The organism is Nostoc sp. DedQUE02 (genome assembly GCF_034531035.1).
Classification (GTDB): Bacteria; Cyanobacteriota; Cyanobacteriia; order Cyanobacteriales; family Nostocaceae; genus Nostoc.
In genome coordinates, this window is record NZ_JAVRBY020000005.1 from 73,173 (window position 1) to 92,085 (window position 18,913).

Consider the following 18,913-nt stretch of genomic DNA (forward strand, 5'->3'; position numbering starts at 1 on the left):
CTTCGATATATTTCTGTATCTTTCAAGTCGCAAATGCAGTACAAAGTTTCTTTCTGGCTGCAAGTCATAGGGCAGTTTTTAGTAACTGCTGTTGAATTTTTTGGAGTCTGGGCACTTTTTAGCCGTTTTAATAGTATTGGTACGTGGACTTTAAATGAAGTTGCTCTCTTTTATGGAATAATTAATATTTCTTTTGCTTGTGCTGATGCGCTTGGAAAAGGGTTTGACTCATTTACAACAATAATTAAAAGTGGAGACTTCGACCGTTTACTTGTTCGTCCACGCACCACAGCACTTCAGCTTTTAGGTAAAGAGTTTACCTTGAAACGAATCGGAAGATTATTTCAAGGAATTGTTGTTATGTGTTGGTCACTTTCATCTCTCCACATACCTTTAACTTTTAAAACTTTATGGCTTTTAGGCACTTCATTTTTTGGTGGAGTTGCGCTCTTTGTTGGCATTGTCATTATGCAAGCAACTATCACCTTCTGGACTATTGAATCTCTCGAAATTATGAATATCCTCACTTATGGAGGAGTGGAAACGGCTCAGTACCCTCTTGCAATTTATAGCAAGTGGTTTCAACGATTCTTTACTTTCTTGATACCGCTTGCTTGCGTCAGTTATTTTCCTTTGCTTGCAGTACTTAAAAAAGAAGATGCTTTTTTAGTGCCTTTGTGGTTTTGTTATATATCGCCAATCGCAGGCATTATCTTTCTAATAGTTGCACTCCAGCTTTGGAAAATAGGAGAGCGATACTATTGTTCTACTGGGAGCTAAACAAAATTTTAGCTGTGTACTCAAGCATATTTTAATTGGGCAGATCGCACTTTTCTGAAGATTCTGATTAAATACCTTGTAGTATTGCCTGATTTTACTAAACAATGCCACGGGAAGCTCACATGAAAAACTCCAGGAAAGGTTGGTTAGGTAAAAGACTCAAAATTACTCTGATTTTTCTGTTAGTACTGGGGCTATTGTTCGTGGGATTTACTACCTACACTGTGCGCCAATCTTTTGCTCAAGAAAGTGGCACAATTCAATTACCTGAACTGAAAGCCGAAGTAAGCGTCCAGCGCGATAAATGGGGAATTCCCCACATTTATGCTGCCAATTCTCACGATTTATTTATGGCGCAAGGTTATATCCATGCCCAAGATCGGTTTTGGCAAATGGACTTTTGGCGACACATTGGTTCTGGGCGACTTTCAGAAATGTTTGGTTCTTCTCAACTTAATACTGACAAATATTTACGGACAATGGGTTGGGCAAGGGTGGCGCAGCAAGAAATTCAGGAAATGAATGCAGAGATGAAGGCATACCTGGAAGCTTACGCCGATGGTGTTAATGTCTATTTGACAGAGCATCAAGGCAGCGCCCTGAGTCTAGAATACGCTGTGCTAAAGTTTCTCAATCCTGAGTATAAGCCAGAACCGTGGCAAATATTGCATTCTCTGACTTGGGGTAAGGTAATGGCTTACGATTTGGGCAGAAATTTCGAGAGCGAAATTGAACGTGCTATTTTGCTCAAAACCCTTCACCCAAATCAAGTAGAAGAACTTTTTCCGCCTTACCCTAAAGACTTGCCAGTTATTTTACCTGAGTTAGAGCAAGGAGAGGAAGCAGAGGAAGCAGGGCGAGTGAGGGACAATAATGTTGAAGTACTTTTCGATTCTCCAAATGTATTCTCTGCTTTAGAGTCAATTACTAAGCCGATGATAGCTTTAGAACAACTCATCGGGCCTACAGGAATAGGTATCGGCTCGAACAACTGGGTAATATCTGGTCAAAAGACAGCGACAGGTAAGCCAATCTTGGCGAATGATCCCCATTTAGGTGTGCAAATACCCTCTATATGGTACGAAGTTGGTTTGCACTGTACACCCAAGAGTGCAGAATGTCCCTACAACGTTTCTGGCTTTTCCTTTGCGGGAATGATTGGAGTAATTATCGGTCATAGCGATCGCATTGCCTGGGGTGTCACCAATGTAGAATCTGATGTGATGGATTTATACATTGAGAAAATTAACCCAAATAACCCCAATCAGTATGAGGTCAATGGCAAATGGGTTGATATGCAACTCCTGCAAGAGACGATTCAAGTAGCCGGAAGTCAGCCGATTGTCCAAACGGTACGCTATACCCGACATGGGCCGATTCTCTCTGATGTTTCGCCAAATCTAAAGCAATTCCAGTCAAGTCAGCCGTTAGAATTACCGCAAAATTACGCCGTAGCCCTGCGTTGGACAGCCTTAGCACCTTCGAAACTGGGGTATGCCATTCCTCAAATTAATCGCGCCCAAAACTGGCAGGAATTCCGCACTGCTGCTAGCAATTATGATGTCCCGGCTCAAAATTTGGTCTACGCTGATATTGATGGCAATATTGGCTACCAGATGCCTGGTAAATTTCCCATCCGCGCTAAGGGAGATGGGCGTTATCCCGTTCCGGGTTGGACGGATGAATATGAGTGGCAAGGCTATATTGACTTTGAGAAACTGCCCAAAAGTTTCAATCCACCTCAAGGTTATATTGCTACTGCCAATAATTTAGTTATGCGTGAATATCCTTACTTGATTACCGCAGACTGGGTTTATGGCTACCGAGCCAAGCGGATTGTTGAAATGATTTCACAAAAAACTCAGCCGATTTCTCTAAAGGATGTGCAGCAGATACAAGGTGACGATCGCAATCTGAATGCACAAACACTAGTGCCACTACTACAATCTATCACTGTTGATACACCTCGTTTACAAGCAGCCCAAAAACTACTGCGAGATTGGAATTTGCAGTTGGGAATGGCATCGCCTGCTGCTGCTGTGTTTGAAGTATTCTGGAAACATTTGCTAGCAAATACATTTCACGATCAGTTGCCTGAAAAGTACTTTCCTGATGGAGGTGATCGCTGGTATGCTGTGCTAGCAAATCTGGTCAAACAGCCCAATAGTTCTTGGTGGGACAACCGCAACACCGCAAACGTTGAAAACTCCGACCAAATCCTTCGGCAGTCCTTGATAGAAGCCGTGGATGAATTAGAACGAATTCAAAGCCAAGACCCGAAAAACTGGAATTGGGGCAAGCTGCATACCATTACTTTTCGGAATGCCACCTTGGGGAAATCTGGGGTTGCACCGATTGAAGCTTTATTTAATCGTAGTGCATTTGCTACATCTGGTAACGGCGAAACAGTGAATGCTAATCGCTGGAGAGCAAATAAATCTTTTGAGGTGACTGATATTCCTTCACTGCGGATGATTGTAGATTTGGGAAATTTGGATACCTCACTAGCAATTCACACCCCTGGACAATCAGGACATGCTTTCCATAGCCATTACAACGATATGGTTGAACCTTGGCGCAACATTGAATACCACCAAATGTTATGGGAATCAAAGAATGTTACAGAAAATACGACTACAACACTGAGATTAATTCCAAAATTGGTAGAGTAAAGGACAACAGCACTATCTAATTTAAAATTGCCTTGTTTGCGTGTAATTACATACACGTTTTCAAGGAAATGAAGTATAAAGTAACAGGGCAGAAAGAAAAAATCAAGTTTAGAAAAAGTATTTTCTCTAACCATCCATTCCTACTGTCCAACTTTCACGAAATATAGTTGGAGATCATAGAATCTATGCAATGCGTATTTAAGCAAAGTTTTATACTTTCAGTCACTACTGCGATCGCTTTATTATTTGCAGGTTGTGGCGAAAGTAAAGTTGCTCAATGTAACAAAGTTATAAAGGTTGCCAATCAGGCATCTACTCTAGGTCAGGAATTCGCTAAAAATCCCAATCCCGCAAAAGGTTCCAAAGCTTTAACTGAACTTGCTGGTAAGATAGACCCACTTGCCAAAGAGATGAAAGCACTGGAAATTAAGGATGAAAAATTGCAAGGTTTCCAAGGACGCTTTCTCACACTGTATCAGAACATCAGCAAGGAGTTGAATAATGCAGCAACAGCCATAGATAAAAAGAATCTACCAGCCGCAAAGGGCTTTTTGGTATCTCTGCAAAAGAGTAGTAGCGAAGAAAGTTCAATAGTCAACGAAATTAATAGCTACTGTTCTGGCAAATAATCAATTCTCCTCTGCTTGGAATCTCGATCGCAAAAATAGCGGTTAAATAGTCGGTCGATAACCACCAAAAACAGCAAAGCTAAAATTTTTGTACCAGCAATCCACATTTTGGAACCCAGCCGCTTCTAACCAGCTAAGTTGAATATCCAGGGTTGCCATGCGATCGTATTCCATGCGTTTTTGTGCAGCCTTAAGATCCTCTTCTGAGATATTTTTCGCGCGGACAGAATCTAGCCAGTGTTGATGGTAAAGTTTTTCTAAATCAGGCGTTTTGCCCAGAACTTGATCGGCGTTGACAAATATCCCTCCAGGATTGAGAACATCATAAATCCGTTGATAAAGAAGTTCTTTGTCAATATCTGACAGATGATGAATCGATAAGGCAGAGATTATCAGATTATACGAATCACCTAAATCAGTTTCAATATAATCACCAATTAAGATTTTGGGAGATTTACCCATCTTGCTAAATCTCAATTTAGCTTTTTCTAACATCTCAGGGGCTAAATCTAGCAAAGTGAACTCTGCATTCGGGAAGACGGACTGAACCATACCTGAGTAAAGTCCAGTACCAGCACCCAAATCTAGAACCTTCAGGCGTGCAGTGCAATCTCCTGGGATGATTTCAACAGCTGTTTTGTAAAAGTCATCAAAACAGGGAATTAAAACACGACGTAAGTTATCATAATCTGCTGCGGCAGAATTAAAAGCTTCTTGAATATTCATTTTTTAATCTTTAATAGAGGTAGAACTTTCTGTTTTAACAACTCAATTAAAGCGGGTTCCATATACTCATATTCATCTGGTATATCTAAACATATAATTTTTTTATCTTTCAGAAAAGGCTGAAAATTTTTGGATAGTTTATTTTTATGGGATTTTTCCATTACAAAGATAATATCGGCCCAGTGAATAGCCTCTGTTGATAATGGTACTTCGGCATAGCGATCTAAGCCTGCCGAGTCTGTTTCAAGTCCTTCATATTCAGAAAACACAGCCTCGCCGGTGGGACTTCGTAGTTTATTCTGGCTACAGATAAATAAAAGCTTTTTCATTGAGAGTTTTTTACCGATCTAACTCTAAAAAAGTTATTCAACATTCAAAATGTAGGATAATAATTTTCTAGTTCAGGCCGATTTAACTCTAGAAATATATCAAAACATCCTATGGGAAAGAATGGAATTACATTCTTGGAATAAATTATTTTTTCATTGCCTTGTGTTATGTCAAGACTCCTGACTAAATCTGTTCTTTTAACTCCGTGATGAGATGCAAACCCCGTAGCTATTTTATTCAAACCTAAACATAATTTTTCATTGCAATTATCAATACCTTCCGTAAAATACAAAAAAAGCGATCCATTTTCTGATGATATATTTGTTATATACTTTATTTCGTATAATTTGATATCATTTATTTGATTTTTAACTTCATTAACAACTCTATTTTTATAATTTTTTGCTATAGATTCATTAGCATAAATCTTGATTATTTTATTTTCATAGTCAACTTTGTAGTATGGCTTGACTGGACTTGCTTTCAAGTCTTTTATACTAACATTAATTTTTTCTTGTGTTTCTTTATTAAGAAAATGACCTTTTAATTCTGGGCTGTTATTTTTTCTCTCTTTCTGAACATTCTTTTTTTGTAATATTTCTGTAATTGATGCGAATATATTTACAAAATTTATATCGATTGTATCATTTAATTTATTACCACAAGCTTTACAAAGTATATTATTGGGTTTTAGCCTACCTATTAAGGCATTTTGAATAATATGTTCCTTATGTTTTAAAGCAGGTTATTCACTAAATTTATCTTTATCTTTAAGATAAACTTTTTCATCAAACATTTCCCTGCCACACAAATAGCATAAATTCATATTCTTCTTATTAAATGAAATTAACTTTACTGAAAAAGTGAGTACCCGCTTTCAACATAAACATAGACTGTTTACAATACACTCAGGTAAGTTTGCTCAGAATTCATCGGCAAAATCCGCAACTTCCGATTTTTAAGGTCTGGTTCTAACCCTAAAACTTCCATTGGTGTTACACCCAAAAGCGCATAAGGTACTTCTGTAAGTTCCAGACAATCAAAGGTTCCTTGACGCTCTGCAATACTAAGTTCAACATCTCGGAAAATTCGCCCCTGCTTAACTCCACCAGCAGTTTCTACCTGGGCTTCTCCACCTTGGACTAAACCTAGTTGACTAATAATGTTAGCAGGTAAACACAGCAAAGTTGCGCCCGTATCAACTAAAACATCATCCAGAATATAAGAGCGAACTTCCTCCGAAGAAATAAAGCCTCGTTGAGCCAAAACTCGATCAATTCGATTCGTGACAGTGAGGGTAACTATTACTTGCCCCATTTGCTTACCCTGAAGATTCGGTAGTATTAGCTTACCCATTTCAGCAAACTCCTGAAAACACAATATTTTTAAGAGATGCCCTAAAACACAAAGACGCAAAAGCACTCTTTGCGCCTCTGCGTCTCTGCATCAGATATTTCCTACTTACACCATCTCTGATGAAGCCTGCATCATCTGCTGCGGCTGCGGCTGGAACATGAACAACGAGTACACCACATCTCGGCGAATGTTAATCATCATATCCAAGAACAATTCGTAACCCTCGCTCTTATACTCAATCAGTGGGTCTTTTTGCCCATAACCACGTAATCCCACTGATTCGCGCAAGGCATCCATTTGTTGCAGGTGTTCCCGCCACAAGGTATCAATGCGTTGCAAGATAAAGAAGCGTTCTGCTTGACGCATAAGTCCGGGTTGAACTTGGTCAATCTGCGCTTCTTTGAGGTCATAAGCAATTCGCACCTGTTCGTGGAGGAAGGCTTTAATCTCGCTGACGGTGATATCTTCTAATTGACTCGCTTGTAAATCTGCTAGCAGATAGACGAATTCTTTGACTTTCTCAACCAATTTTTCTAACTCCCACTCTTCTGAGGGCAACTCTATATTGATGTAAAAGTCAACGATGTCATCCATCGTTTTTTCAGCGTATTTAATCACCTGTTCTTTCAAATCTTGACCTTCTAGCACTCGGCGGCGTTCGGCATAAATAGCACGACGTTGATTATTCATTACCTCGTCATACTCAAATACCTGCTTCCGAATGTCGTAGTAGTAAGTTTCAACTTTTTTCTGCGCGCCTTCCAAACTGCGGGTAAGCATCCCAGACTCGATGGGCATATCTTCTTCTACGTTGAAGGCTTTCATTAATCCAGCAACGCGATCGCCACCAAAAATTCGCAGTAGGTTATCCTCTAAGCTGAGGAAGAATCTCGTGGTTCCAGGGTCGCCTTGTCTTCCTGCACGTCCCCGCAACTGATTATCAATCCGCCGTGATTCGTGGCGTTCTGTACCAATTACGTGCAAACCGCCAATTCCTACTACCTCATCATGTTCGCGGGTAGTAAATTGTTCATATTCCTGCTTAACCCGATTGTAAGCTTCCCGTAATTTCTGAATCACAGGGTCATCGATGGGAGCTTTTTCTGCCGCCACAGCTACTTTTTCTTCAGCTTCGAGTTCTGGTAAACTACGTTCACCATACTCACGCACTGCAATTTCTACTGCATCTTTGAGTAGTTTTTCTGTTTCTTTTGTCAACTGAGTCGGGAAAATTTCTGGTGAAGCCCGCCAAGTTTTGACTTTCTTACCAGGAACAAAGCCTTGACCACCACCATGTCCTATAGGCAATCCGGCTGCTCTTTGCACGCCAAAGGCATCTTCATCTTCTGGCATGACGATCCGGGGCATAAAGTATTCCCGCAGTTTCAGACGTGCCATGTATTCGGAGTTACCACCGAGGATGATGTCTGTACCTCTACCAGCCATGTTAGTAGCAATAGTAACAGCACCTTTGCGTCCGGCTTGAGCGACGATTTCCGCTTCACGTTCGACGTTTTCCGGGCGGGCGTTGAGTAATTCGTGGGGAATCTTCAGATCCTTCAGTAGTCGGCTGAGAAGTTCGGATTTTTCCACACTAGTGGTTCCCACTAATACAGGTCTGCCGAGTTCGTGCATTTCGGCACATTCTCCGGCGATCGCCCCCCACTTGCCTGATTCTGTCTTAAAGACCATATCAGACAAATCTTCGCGTCTGCGATCGCGATTGGTGGGAATTACCGCAACTTCCAATTTGTAAATTTTTTCAAATTCCGGTTCTTCAGTTTTTGCCGTTCCGGTCATTCCACCCAGTTTTGGATACAGCAAAAACAGATTTTGATAAGTAATTGTCGCTAGAGTTTGAGTTTCTGGCTGAATTTCTACGTGTTCTTTGGCTTCAATCGCCTGGTGTAGCCCATCGCTCCAACGTCGTCCGGGCAGTACCCGTCCAGTAAATTCATCTACAATTACCACTTCCCCATTGCGGACGATGTAATTTACATCTTTAAGGAAAAGTTCTTTGGCTTTAATTGCATTGAAAATGAAGTGTGCCCAAGGATCTTCTGGGTCAAATAAATCTGTGACTCCCAAAAGATTTTCTGATTCAGCAAACCCTTCATCTGTCAACAGCACGTTCCGAGCTTTTTCATCCACATCATAATGTTCGTCTTTTTTGAGTGTGAATGCGATTTCAGCAGCTTGCAGATATTTTTCTGTAGGTCTTTCCACCTGCCCAGAAATAATTAGCGGTGTCCGCGCCTCATCAATTAAAATCGAGTCTACCTCGTCAATCACGCAATAATTGAACGGGCGTTGCACCACATCTGCCATTGATGTCGCCATGTTATCCCGCAGGTAGTCAAACCCTACTTCGCTGTTGGTAACATAAGTAATATCACAGTCGTAATTTTTCTGACGTTCGCTGGGAGTCATGCTTGACTGAATTAGCCCCACACTCAACCCCAAGAACCGATGCACTTGTCCCATCCATTCCGCATCTCGACGAGCCAGGTAATCGTTGACGGTAACGACGTGTACACCTTTACCACTAAGGGCATTTAAGTAACTCGGCAAGGTGGCGACTAGTGTTTTACCCTCGCCGGTTTTCATCTCGGCAATTTGCCCTACGTGCAAAATGATACCGCCAAGGAGTTGGACATCAAAGTGCCGCAAGCCTAAGACTCGCCGTCCTGCTTCCCGAACAACGGCGTAAGCTTCTGGCAATATGTCATCTAGGGTTTCGCCTTTAGCGAGCCGTTGTTTAAATTCGACGGTTTTCCCTTTTAACTCATCATCGGAAAGAGCCTTAATTTCTTCCTCTAAAAGGTTAATTTCAGTAACAGAAGGTTGGTATTTTTTAAGCTTACGAGCGTTGGGGTCGCCCAACAAAAGTTTTAGCATGGCAGGTTATAGAACTGAATCAAGGGGGATGGGAATTAAAGGGTTGGCATTGATTATAAACATTTAACCCAGCCTAAACGTCTTGGTCGTGGATGGGTGTGAAATGAGAATTACCTCAAAAACAGGAGAAAAACTAGCCAATCATTTAATAAACTGATTGGTTTTAACTCTTATCTTATATTTAGTCTTTCTTCATAGTATCATTTTGCCCCCAGATGGGGCCAGGATGCGGGAAGAGGGGAGCAGAGGAGAACTTTCTCACAGGATCTTTTCCCTCTGCCCCCTATCTCATCTGCCCCTCTGCCTCTTGTGATGTCAGGCGGCGGAAATTGTAATCATTAGCACTGGGATGACAGCTTACACAACTGCCAATCTGGACAGGACGTGGTAATTTAACTCCTGGATGCAAAGCTTTAAAATAACGCGAGTTGTTGACGCGATATGGTGTTTCTTCGTCGTCTAGCTGCACACGGGAGAAAGTCGAAAGATATTTCCACACCAAGATGCGGGGCGGATCGACTAAAGGCTGGAGTTGTGCGCCGTAGTGCTGCGAGTCTTGCAGGATATTTTTCCAAGTTTGGGTAGGTAAAACGGCTGGTGGTATAGCAATGTGACATCTAGAGCAGTTTTCCAAATACAATTCTTGCCCTAGTTGGTATTGTGCAGGTACTACATCAACAGTGCCAATTTCAGCAGGAGGAGTCGCACTTTGAGCGTTAGTTGCCAAGGCTAGAAGCCAGCCCATAGCTAAACTCCACGTTACAATTACCAGAAGTAAACCGAAAAATTGGCGTTTGAATTCACGTTCGGCGCTTTGCTGTAGTGCTTGGTGTTGGCGTAGCCCGCCGTAGGCATCGCGGGTTTTGCGCTTAACAAAAATTGACATTCCTCACATTCCCAGATATTTAAAAGTGGCGCTTGTGCTAATCATAAGACTTACGGAGTATTGGCAGTGTTTTATAATTTTGCGTAAGCAGTTTTGGCAAGCAACGCATTTTTACATATCCAAAACAGTAATATAAATGTCTATTCAGCGCACTACTGAACTATGCAAGGAAAAATGTTCTAGTAGTTTTAACCTAATACCAATTCTGTATGAAGATGCGCCAAACTAAATAAGAAACGAACCGCAAAGGGCGCAAAGAACGCAAAGAAAGAAGCCAAGAGAATTTAGCGCAGCCTCACAAAGAAATAGTATAACTCACTAGAAAAATCAGCCACAATATCTCGGATTTCATTTGCACCAATATCTTCTCGGTCAGATTTGGAATAAATCGTTAGTAGCAAAATACTTGTAGGTGACTAAACTTGACAAATCAATCGGTATCCAGCACTCTGCCTTTTTGGATACTACTTTCTCACCTTATAAACAACATACTTCTCACCAATGCCCGCAATGCGTAGGCGTAGTCCGCCTTCGGCATCGCCGACAAAATTTCCTTGTTGTAATTGCTTAATAATTGGTTGAACATCAGAGTGAATATTGCGAAATCTTTTTGATAGTCTGTAAAGTTCTTGCTCAAACTCATCGGAAAATTGAATTAAAACTGCATTATCACTCTGCATCAATCCTGTCCCATAGCTCACTGATTGGTCTAGTTTAACCAGATTTTGCTTGCTGCAAGGCTATTATCAAGCTGGCTTTACTCTCCTCAACGGGTGTATCATCAGGGTCAACCTCTTCTGTTTCTGCTTGTTTTGGTGCAAACTGACCCAGAAAGAACCAAAGTAAAAGCGTAAAGAAATATTTTCCCCAGCAAGAATATAGAGTTACCACCACCTCGGATAGCTGTTTTTTAGCTCATCGAAGTCACGTTACCTTAAGGAATAGAAACCGATCGCAATAATCGCTCAACAACAGTCCTTGAATTGCGTCCTCCTCTAGGAATAAGGCGATGGCACAGAACATAAGGGACAAGGAATTTCACATCATCGGGTATAGCATAATCACGCCCTAATATAAAAGCTAGCGCTTGAGCAGCCTTTTGTAATGCTAATGTGCCACGCGGACTGACACCAAGGGCAATTTCCTCATCTTGACGTGTTGCCCGCACCAATTCCAGGATGTACTGTTGCAAGGAAGTTGCCACTTTGACTTGAGAGCAGAGGTAACGCAATTGCTGTACTTCTGCCAAGGTAATACAAGGCTGCAAATCAGCAACTTTTACACCATTTTGGAGATTTTGCAGCATCAGGAGTTCTTCTGCCTCAGAAGGATAGCCCAAACTCAGCGACAACATAAACCGATCCATTTGCGCTTCCGGCAGAGGAAAAGTACCTTGATACTCGATAGGGTTTTGAGTGGCAATCACAAAAAACGGCTGGGGAACTGCACGAGAGACACCATCAACTGTTACCTGATGTTCCTCCATAACTTCTAATAAAGCTGACTGAGTGCGGGGTGTGGCGCGGTTAATTTCGTCAGCTAATAGCACATTGGTAAAAACTGGCCCAGACAGAAAAGTAAATTCGCCGCTTTTTGGATTCCAGATGTTAGTGCCGGTAATATCGGTTGGCAGTAAATCGGGAGTGCATTGTAGCCGTTGAAACTTGCCATCCAGCGAACGAGCTAAGGATTTAGCGAGCAGGGTTTTACCAACACCAGGGACATCTTCTAAGAGAGCATGACCACCACCTAACAAGGCGACTAGCACTAAGCGTATTGCCTCAGCTTTGCCAACGATGGTAAGAGCCAGATTTTGTGTTAAAGCGTCGATTTTTTCTCTCATGCGTTGTGGGGAGTGGGGGGAGTAGGGGGAGCAGGGGAGCAGGGGAGCAGGGGAGCAGGGGAGAAGTTGCAGTAAGTTTTTTCTCTCTGCCCTTCTGCCTCTTTGCACCTCTGCCTCTTCCCATACCTAATGCCCTATCTATTGTTCCCACTAAGCACTCAAAACTTCTCTAGCAACAACGCAGTCAAGTTGAATTTGTGTTTTCAGGGCTTCGAGAGAAGGAAATTTTTGTTCGGGGCGCAAAAATTTAACTAGCTGCACAACGAGTTTTTCGCCATACAAATCACCAGACCAATCCAATAAATGTACTTCCACAGATGAATAAGTACCATTTACAGTTGGGCGATTACCGATATTCATTACGCCCAAGTTCTCACTAGGAGACACATCTGATGTTTCACTGAGAGTAAAAACGCGGACAGCGTAGACTCCTTGACGAGGCAAAAACTTTTCTTTTGGTAGTTGGAGGTTAGCGGTGGGAAAGCCAATTGTTCTGCCCAATTGTTGACCTTGAACGACATCACCAAGGAGGGTGTAGGGGCGTCCTAGTAGTAGATTTGCGTTTTCGATGTCTCCCTGCTCAAGGGTTTGGCGGATCAATGAAGTGCTAATGCGGGCATCCTGAGCCGGAGTAGTAGTGGTGCAACTACTTTGGGTGGGTGAGTCACCTGTATAAGTTTGTAAGGGAACGATGGTAACGGGAATATTATGCTTGGCGGCGAGTAATTGCAAATCCTTGGCAGTACCACTGCGCTTTTCGCCAAAACAAAAATCCTGCCCGATGCTAATTTGTTGGCATCGCAGTTGTTGCACGAGAATTTTTTGAAAGAATTCTTCGGGGGTTAACGCAGACAATTCTTTGTCAAAGGGTAGTAGTACTAGTTGTTCTACCCCAAGCGATCGCAATTGTTGGACTTTTTCATCCAGTGGCGTTAACAAAGTCCGGGGTTGCCCCGTAAAGAACTCTTGTGGATGGGGGTCAAAGGTGACAACTGTTGAGTAAGTATATTCTTGATTTGTTAGTTGACTTTCCTTTGACTGCGGACTACTAACTACTGACAAGTGACCACCAGCGTGCAAGACTGGTTGAATTACCTTTTGATGCCCAAGATGAACACCATCAAACTTGCCAAGGGCAACAGCAGTCGGCGTTAGCAGCCCTTCACTTGAAGAAGCAACCCGCACAGAACACCCATTTTTAGACAAATTTAGCACGTGGATTCTGAGATTTTAGGTTTATTGTAGCTATCAGCAGGAAGCTACCCTATGGTAAACCGCCTTGAGGAGGATATTCACCAACTGCCCATGAGGTCTTGTGCTATCAGCCAGGGTGTTGATGCCACCCCTGTTAGCTATCAGCCAAAAGCCTAACCCAAAGGAAGTCGCCCAAGATGATTTCTTGTGCCATTAGCTTGACAGCTAATTGCTAAGTCCAGATAATCCCAAATACTAGAGCTAAAAAGGCTCTAGTTCTGTGTTGAGACTGTAACGAGGTTTTACCCCGACATCAGCCGCAATCTTAGGGCGTCTGTGGGTATCTAGGCTGTGTTGATGAATCTATAAAGTTTGTCCTCCTGTTGTCGCCCTGATCCTGTGTCGGCGTGACAACTCTGGTTAGCGTTGTCTCACCGTGCAGCCAACAGGTACGCTCTCGCGCTGAAAGCTTCTGATCACCAATCTAATCTAAAATCTCTAATTCCTCCGATCGCAATCTTTAAGTAGAAAACTTACTAACAGGAAAAGATTCTGATAAGGCAACTGAGGTGGGAATCTGAAGTACTAATCCTTCCCGTGCCATGATCGCACCAGGAAATTTCGTAGCTGCTTCTTTGCCAACACAATCTAAAAAGTCGTCATCGTGCGCGGGGTCATGGTGATAAATCACTAGAGTTTTGACGTTAGCAGCTTGTGCTACTTTTACCGCTTCTTGCCAGGTAGAATGTCCCCAACCAATTTTTGGAGATTTTGGCGAGTGATATTCTTCGTCTGTATAGGTAGAATCGTAAACCAAGATGTCGGCATTACGAGCTAGCCACAGCACGTTATCATCAAGTCGGTCAGGAAAATGTTCGGTATCAGTAATGTAAGTAGCAGCACCACCACGCCAGTTGACGCGGTATCCTACGGCTTCACCTGGATGGTTTAAAGGCGCTGTTTCTACGGTAACGTCATCAATGTGGATTGGTTGCCCCGGTCGAATGTCGTAGAAATTTAAATTAGCTTGCATAATTTGCAAGGGTACGGGAAAGTTCGGGTGCAACATTTGATCGTTGAGGCGCTGTTCTATGGTAGAACCATCAGGTGCGATCGCGCCGTAGATATGAAAGTCATTCCCCTTGACAAACCCTGGGGTAAAGAAGGGAAAACCCTGCATGTGATCCCAGTGAGAGTGGGTAAAAAATATGTGAGCTTCTAACGGCATTTGGCGCAACAGAGATTGCCCCAAAACATGTAGTCCTGTGCCAGCATCGAAAATTAAGCGCTTATCGCCCGCTTGCATTGATATGCAAGGGGTATTACCGCCGTAACGAACGGTGTTTGGCCCTGGACTGGGGATGCTGCCACGAACGCCCCAAAATTGTACGGTAAATTGATTCTCTATCCTAGACATGGGTGTTGCTTGCTGGACTGAGCGGGCGATAAATGAAAAAATTGCTGCTTATTTTGTCTAAGTTTATGTCGTCTTACCGATATTGGTAGAGGGAGGATTTCTTGGTAAAACAGCATACCCTGTTTCTGGCTGATTGTGTAAATGTGAATGAAATACTGTCAGTTAAAAATTTTCAGCTTTTGGGGTGAATGTGTATCAGTTATTTCAGAGTGCCCCTACGTTATAGCCTACATTTTTCTATGATGCATTGACATCAACCTACTTTTGTCCCGATCAATCAAATGATTCATGGAAAATTGAATTCCCACTCAGATAATTTATCTAATCCAGTTGCGTAAGTAAGATTGTATTGTAACGGAGTTATACTGATGTAGTTTTTACGTACAACATGCACATCTAACGGTACATTTTGAGGCAGATTTGATTCAGTTGCGGGTTCTACATCCTCAATTACCTCTCCAGTTAACCAGTAGTACGTTTTTCCACGAGGATCAACTCGTTTATCAAACACATCAATGTAATGCCGTAGACCTTGACGGGTAAGAGTAACTCCGGCAATTTCTGACCATTTGACCGCAGGAATATTGACGTTGAGCAACATTAAATCTGGCAGTGGTTTTTGGGCTAACTGGTCTACGAGAATTTTGGCAAACTTAGCACCAGCTTGAAAGTCTTTAGATGTGTGACTCATAAGACTCAGCGCTACACTGGGAATGCCTTCAATTAGACCTTCCATTGCCGCAGAAACAGTACCGGAATACAAGATTTCAGTTCCTAAATTCGCACCTTGATTAATGCCAGAGAGAACCAAATCGGGGGGAGTATCTAGCAAAGCCCACAGTGCCAATTTGACGCAATCTGAAGGCGTACCATCGCAAGCCCAAGCTTTGACAGCAGGATGAAAAATTGACTCTACAATTTCGGCGCGAATGGGTTGGTGTAAAGTTAACCCGTGTCCAGTTGCCGATCGCTCTCGATCTGGGCAAACTACACTCACATCATGGCCTGCCTCTGCTAAGTAATTGGCTAGGGTACGAATCCCCAAGGCAGAAATGCCATCATCGTTGCTAATTAGTAATTTCATAGTCATTAGTCATTGATCATTAGTTATTAGTTATTTGTTATTAGCCATTTGTCAATGTCTGAGGTCACAATCAGCAAAAAAACATTTATACTAACTAGACACTGTGGCGGAACTTTACCTACCTTTAAGACAATTTGCTCAATTCCCAAGTCTTGTTAAGTTGGATGTTAGCTGGATTTACCCGAAGCTGTAATAGCCCAATCGTCTCTAACTGGTAAACAGAGGTTTAGTTTCGATCCTCACATACGGCTGATATTAATGCCATAGCTATAAGTTGATTTATCGACCAGTTCACAGCTTTTAACTATAGACTAATGACTAATGACTAATGACTAATAACTAATGACTAGCAATTTAGAAGCTCAACTTTTAGCACTGCGGCAGTCAGGAGAAAAAGCGATCGCCGCCGCCGACACCCTAGAACGTCTGGAAGAACTCAGAGTTAACTATCTGGGTAAAAAAGGGGAACTGGGGGCGCTGTTGCGAAGTATGGGGCAGATGAGTGCAGAGGAGAGGCCAAAAATTGGAGCGATCGCTAATACAGTCAAAGAATCCTTGCAAACTAGTCTAGACCAGCAACGCGCTGCCTTAGAAGCCGCACAAATTCAAGCTTTGCTAGAGGCGGAAACTCTAGATGTAACTATGCCGGGAATTTACAGCCCCCAAGGTCGCATTCATCCCCTCAACGGGATTATCGACCGGGCGCTGGATATTTTTGTTGGTATGGGCTACACCGTGGCTCAAGGCCCAGAGATGGAAACAGATTATTATAATTTCGAGGCTCTCAATACCCCGCCTGACCACCCCGCGCGTGATATGCAGGATACCTTCTACCTGCCAGATGGTAATCTTTTACGGACTCATACATCTTCGGTACAAATTCGTTACATGGAAAGAGAAGAACCACCGATTCGGGTTGTGGCTCCAGGGCGAGTTTATCGGCGAGATAATGTAGACGCGACTCACTCAGCAGTTTTCCATCAAATAGAACTTTTAGCCATTGATGAGGGATTAACGTTTACAGACCTCAAAGGCACAATTAAAGTATTTTTACAAACAATATTTGGCGATTTGCCAATTCGCTTCCGCGCCAGTTATTTTCCGTTTACCGAACCCTCAGCAGAGGTAGATTTGCAGTGGAATGGTCGCTGGTTAGAGGTGATGGGCTGCGGGATGGTCGATCCAAATGTACTTAAGTCTGTGGGTTACGATCCAGAAGTTTATACAGGGTTTGCTGCTGGTTTTGGTGTAGAACGCTTTGCAATGGTATTACATCAAATCGATGATATTCGTCGGTTGTATGCTAGTGATTTGCGGTTTTTGCAGCAATTTTAGGCATACGTAATAGTTATGTACTGCAAACAAGTTAAGAATAAATAATGACTTCAGTTTCCAGGTTAGATCAAGTTCTAGAAAGCATCGAAAACTTATCAGTAGATGAACAAGAAACATTAATTGATCTGATAAGTCATCGGTTGGCAGAACGGCGGCGTTCTGAAATTGCTGCTAATATCGCTCAAGCACAAGTAGAATACCAATCGGGAAAAGTTTTCCGTGGTACAGTTACTCAAATAATGGATGAGTTACGCAAGTGATAACTGTAGTTTTGGCATCATCGTTTAAACGAGCATTTAAGCGATTGGTACGACGACAGCCAGAATTATTAAGAGCGAATTGGAGAGCGGTTAGCACTACTAACCGCCGATCCATTTGATCCATTGTTGCAGACTCATAAACTTAAAGGCAAACTGTCTGGAGCTTGGGCGTGTTCAGTGGACTATGATTGTCGCATTGTCTTTAACTTCGTGCAAAATATAGAATCTGGGGAAGAGGAAATTTTGCTAATTGATATTGGCATTCATAATGAAGTTTACTGAATTGTAGGTGCTGTTTTAATATTTTCCTACTGACTAATTTTCGATTTAGGATTGAATAATTCAATGACTGCGATCGCTGGTAAACGTCTAACGCTTGAGGAATATTTGAAGTATGACGATGGCACGGATAGTCATTATGAACTGGTGGCAGGTGAGTTAGTTGCAATGCCACCTGAAAGCCCAAAAAATGTCCAGATATCTCTCTTTTTGCTGGTAAATTTCCTCAAGTTCTTCCCAGTTAATCGGTTAAGTAACAAAGTTGAAATTGTTGTTGCTGGTTCTCGTGCGACAACTCGCATTCCTGACTTAGTTGTGCTGACGGATGAACTTGCAACCGCCTTAGAAGGTGCAACGCGATCTACAATCACTTTGGATATGCCTCCTCCAGCATTAGTTGTCGAAGTTGTTTCTCCTGGCAAAGCTAATGAAGATCGGGACTATCGCTACAAACGTTCCGAGTATGCCGCAAGGGGAATTGCTGAATATTGGATTGTCGATCCACAAATAAATGTAGTTACCGTACTGATATTAGTTGACGGATTTTATGAAGAAACCAGATTTACAGGAAACAGTGCGATCGCTTCTACTATTTTCCCAGAGTTACAATTAACCGCAGAGCAAGTACTCAACACTGGAGAAAGCAATGCGGTTAAAAGGCAGACAGATGAACTGATTTGATAAGTGCGATCACCGTCGTAAATTTAAGTGTATTTACCATTCATAATTAGCTAATTTTTATATTAGAAGTATAATCATTCAATTCAATATACACCTTATGAACGCCATTGAAATAATAAATTTTAATTTACAAAAATATAAATGGCATCCTATTGAGCAATATTATTCAGTCATAGTAGATGCAATGCAAAAGTATCAGGCAAATCCTCCTGATATCATGATTAATAATATGAAGGATACAAACTATGTATCAGCGTATGAAGATTTAACAAAATATAAACAATATTTTTTTGAAAAAGATAGAGCAATCAGTTTAGATGATTTATGTAGGAAGTTTAGAAGTTGTCCTAATGGTGTAACTTCTGAAAACTTTAAACAAGCATTAAAAGAATATAAAATTGAATTTGAAAAAAATCCTAAAATTATAGATCCATTTGATATTTAGCAATTTTATAATCTGGCAAAACCGTGTCCTTCATTGCTGTAAAGTATATATTGCACTAGCAAACAAACCCATTAGCGATCAAAACTATTGGTAAACTA

General features: G+C 42.0%; 19 protein-coding genes and 1 pseudogene. 7 read left to right on the plus strand and 13 right to left on the minus strand.

The features are described from left to right. Positions 1–33: 33 nt before the first annotated feature. The 3 genes from RMX98_RS06955 to RMX98_RS06965 all read left to right on the plus strand — a co-directional run bounded on the left by RMX98_RS06955 (position 34) and on the right by RMX98_RS06965 (position 4,081). A complete protein-coding gene (locus RMX98_RS06955) occupies positions 34–780 on the plus strand; it encodes an ABC transporter permease (RefSeq protein ID WP_322677978.1) in 747 nt (248 codons plus the stop codon). A 122-nt stretch (positions 781–902) separates the two neighbouring features. Beyond that, positions 903–3,452 (plus strand): penicillin acylase family protein, encoded by a 2,550-nt coding sequence (locus RMX98_RS06960; RefSeq protein WP_322677979.1) that lies wholly within the window; start codon positions 903–905, stop codon positions 3,450–3,452. Between the two features lie 185 nt (positions 3,453–3,637). Next, on the plus strand, positions 3,638–4,081 hold the full coding sequence (locus RMX98_RS06965; RefSeq protein ID WP_322677980.1) for a hypothetical protein: 444 nt from the start codon (positions 3,638–3,640) through the stop codon (positions 4,079–4,081). Positions 4,082–4,123: 42 nt separating this feature from the next. Here RMX98_RS06965 and RMX98_RS06970 read toward each other — a convergent pair whose 3' ends face one another. From RMX98_RS06970 to surE, 13 genes and pseudogenes are all read right to left on the minus strand, one after another. Further along, positions 4,124–4,807 carry a class I SAM-dependent methyltransferase gene (locus tag RMX98_RS06970; protein ID WP_322677981.1) on the minus strand — a complete coding sequence of 228 codons (684 nt, stop codon included), beginning with the start codon at positions 4,805–4,807 and terminating at the stop codon, positions 4,124–4,126. After that, positions 4,804–5,136 (minus strand): low molecular weight protein tyrosine phosphatase family protein, encoded by a 333-nt coding sequence (locus RMX98_RS06975; RefSeq protein WP_322677982.1) that lies wholly within the window; start codon positions 5,134–5,136, stop codon positions 4,804–4,806. The genes RMX98_RS06970 and RMX98_RS06975 overlap by 4 nt, the downstream gene beginning before the upstream one ends. Positions 5,137–5,180: 44 nt before the next feature. After that, positions 5,181–5,624, minus strand: a complete 444-nt coding sequence (locus RMX98_RS06980) for a hypothetical protein (protein WP_322677983.1) — start codon at positions 5,622–5,624, stop codon at positions 5,181–5,183. Positions 5,625–5,768: 144 nt separating this feature from the next. After that, positions 5,769–5,858, minus strand: a pseudogene (locus tag RMX98_RS06985) (hypothetical protein); the annotation flags it as partial. Between the two features lie 176 nt (positions 5,859–6,034). Next, on the minus strand, positions 6,035–6,493 hold the full coding sequence (locus RMX98_RS06990) for an aspartyl protease family protein (protein ID WP_322677984.1): 459 nt from the start codon (positions 6,491–6,493) through the stop codon (positions 6,035–6,037). 105 nt (positions 6,494–6,598) lie between these two features. Beyond that, positions 6,599–9,391: a preprotein translocase subunit SecA gene (gene secA / locus RMX98_RS06995; protein ID WP_322677985.1), complete on the minus strand. Its 2,793-nt coding sequence runs from the start codon at positions 9,389–9,391 to the stop codon at positions 6,599–6,601. Between the two features lie 283 nt (positions 9,392–9,674). Further along, positions 9,675–10,277, minus strand: coding sequence for a cytochrome C (locus tag RMX98_RS07000; protein WP_322677986.1), 603 nt, complete (start codon positions 10,275–10,277; stop codon positions 9,675–9,677). 464 nt (positions 10,278–10,741) lie between these two features. Beyond that, positions 10,742–10,957, minus strand: coding sequence for a hypothetical protein (locus RMX98_RS07005; protein WP_322677987.1), 216 nt, complete (start codon positions 10,955–10,957; stop codon positions 10,742–10,744). Positions 10,958–10,991: 34 nt separating this feature from the next. Continuing rightward, positions 10,992–11,171 (minus strand): hypothetical protein, encoded by a 180-nt coding sequence (locus RMX98_RS07010; protein WP_322678022.1) that lies wholly within the window; start codon positions 11,169–11,171, stop codon positions 10,992–10,994. Between the two features lie 40 nt (positions 11,172–11,211). Next, the gene (locus tag RMX98_RS07015; RefSeq protein ID WP_322677988.1) at positions 11,212–12,120 is read right to left on the minus strand and encodes a MoxR family ATPase; all 909 of its coding nucleotides are present in this window, start codon (positions 12,118–12,120) and stop codon (positions 11,212–11,214) included. Between the two features lie 150 nt (positions 12,121–12,270). Next, complete coding sequence (locus RMX98_RS07020; RefSeq protein WP_322677989.1) at positions 12,271–13,335, minus strand: bifunctional riboflavin kinase/FAD synthetase; 1,065 nt, start codon at positions 13,333–13,335, stop codon at positions 12,271–12,273. A 499-nt stretch (positions 13,336–13,834) separates the two neighbouring features. Then, positions 13,835–14,731, minus strand: a complete 897-nt coding sequence (locus tag RMX98_RS07025) for an MBL fold metallo-hydrolase (protein WP_322677990.1) — start codon at positions 14,729–14,731, stop codon at positions 13,835–13,837. A gap of 286 nt (positions 14,732–15,017) precedes the next feature. Next, positions 15,018–15,815: a 5'/3'-nucleotidase SurE gene (gene surE / locus RMX98_RS07030; RefSeq protein WP_322678018.1), complete on the minus strand. Its 798-nt coding sequence runs from the start codon at positions 15,813–15,815 to the stop codon at positions 15,018–15,020. A gap of 342 nt (positions 15,816–16,157) precedes the next feature. On the opposite strand from surE, the gene pheS reads away from it, so the two are divergent. The 4 genes from pheS to RMX98_RS07050 all read left to right on the plus strand — a co-directional run bounded on the left by pheS (position 16,158) and on the right by RMX98_RS07050 (position 18,815). Continuing rightward, positions 16,158–17,150: a phenylalanine--tRNA ligase subunit alpha gene (gene pheS / locus RMX98_RS07035; RefSeq protein ID WP_322677991.1), complete on the plus strand. Its 993-nt coding sequence runs from the start codon at positions 16,158–16,160 to the stop codon at positions 17,148–17,150. A gap of 44 nt (positions 17,151–17,194) precedes the next feature. Continuing rightward, positions 17,195–17,410: a hypothetical protein gene (locus RMX98_RS07040; protein ID WP_190730807.1), complete on the plus strand. Its 216-nt coding sequence runs from the start codon at positions 17,195–17,197 to the stop codon at positions 17,408–17,410. 345 nt (positions 17,411–17,755) lie between these two features. Next, positions 17,756–18,370 (plus strand): Uma2 family endonuclease, encoded by a 615-nt coding sequence (locus tag RMX98_RS07045; RefSeq protein ID WP_322678019.1) that lies wholly within the window; start codon positions 17,756–17,758, stop codon positions 18,368–18,370. Between the two features lie 97 nt (positions 18,371–18,467). After that, positions 18,468–18,815 (plus strand): hypothetical protein, encoded by a 348-nt coding sequence (locus RMX98_RS07050; protein ID WP_322677992.1) that lies wholly within the window; start codon positions 18,468–18,470, stop codon positions 18,813–18,815. The last annotated feature ends 98 nt before the right edge of the window (positions 18,816–18,913 follow it).

Coding starts and splice junctions, on each gene's coding strand:
- RMX98_RS06955 (WP_322677978.1), top strand. CDS start 34: ATGCAGTACAAAGTTTCTTTCTGGCTGCAAGTCATAGGGCAGTTTTTA.
- RMX98_RS06970 (WP_322677981.1), bottom strand. CDS start 4,807: ATGAATATTCAAGAAGCTTTTAATTCTGCCGCAGCAGATTATGATAAC.
- RMX98_RS06975 (WP_322677982.1), bottom strand. CDS start 5,136: ATGAAAAAGCTTTTATTTATCTGTAGCCAGAATAAACTACGAAGTCCC.
- RMX98_RS07045 (WP_322678019.1), top strand. CDS start 17,756: ATGACTGCGATCGCTGGTAAACGTCTAACGCTTGAGGAATATTTGAAG.
- secA (WP_322677985.1), bottom strand. CDS start 9,391: ATGCTAAAACTTTTGTTGGGCGACCCCAACGCTCGTAAGCTTAAAAAA.
- RMX98_RS06960 (WP_322677979.1), top strand. CDS start 903: ATGAAAAACTCCAGGAAAGGTTGGTTAGGTAAAAGACTCAAAATTACT.
- RMX98_RS07000 (WP_322677986.1), bottom strand. CDS start 10,277: ATGTCAATTTTTGTTAAGCGCAAAACCCGCGATGCCTACGGCGGGCTA.
- RMX98_RS06965 (WP_322677980.1), top strand. CDS start 3,638: ATGCAATGCGTATTTAAGCAAAGTTTTATACTTTCAGTCACTACTGCG.
- RMX98_RS07025 (WP_322677990.1), bottom strand. CDS start 14,731: ATGTCTAGGATAGAGAATCAATTTACCGTACAATTTTGGGGCGTTCGT.
- RMX98_RS07040 (WP_190730807.1), top strand. CDS start 17,195: ATGACTTCAGTTTCCAGGTTAGATCAAGTTCTAGAAAGCATCGAAAAC.
- RMX98_RS07050 (WP_322677992.1), top strand. CDS start 18,468: ATGAACGCCATTGAAATAATAAATTTTAATTTACAAAAATATAAATGG.
- RMX98_RS07015 (WP_322677988.1), bottom strand. CDS start 12,120: ATGAGAGAAAAAATCGACGCTTTAACACAAAATCTGGCTCTTACCATC.
- RMX98_RS07005 (WP_322677987.1), bottom strand. CDS start 10,957: ATGCAGAGTGATAATGCAGTTTTAATTCAATTTTCCGATGAGTTTGAG.
- RMX98_RS06990 (WP_322677984.1), bottom strand. CDS start 6,493: ATGGGTAAGCTAATACTACCGAATCTTCAGGGTAAGCAAATGGGGCAA.
- surE (WP_322678018.1), bottom strand. CDS start 15,815: ATGAAATTACTAATTAGCAACGATGATGGCATTTCTGCCTTGGGGATT.
- pheS (WP_322677991.1), top strand. CDS start 16,158: ATGACTAGCAATTTAGAAGCTCAACTTTTAGCACTGCGGCAGTCAGGA.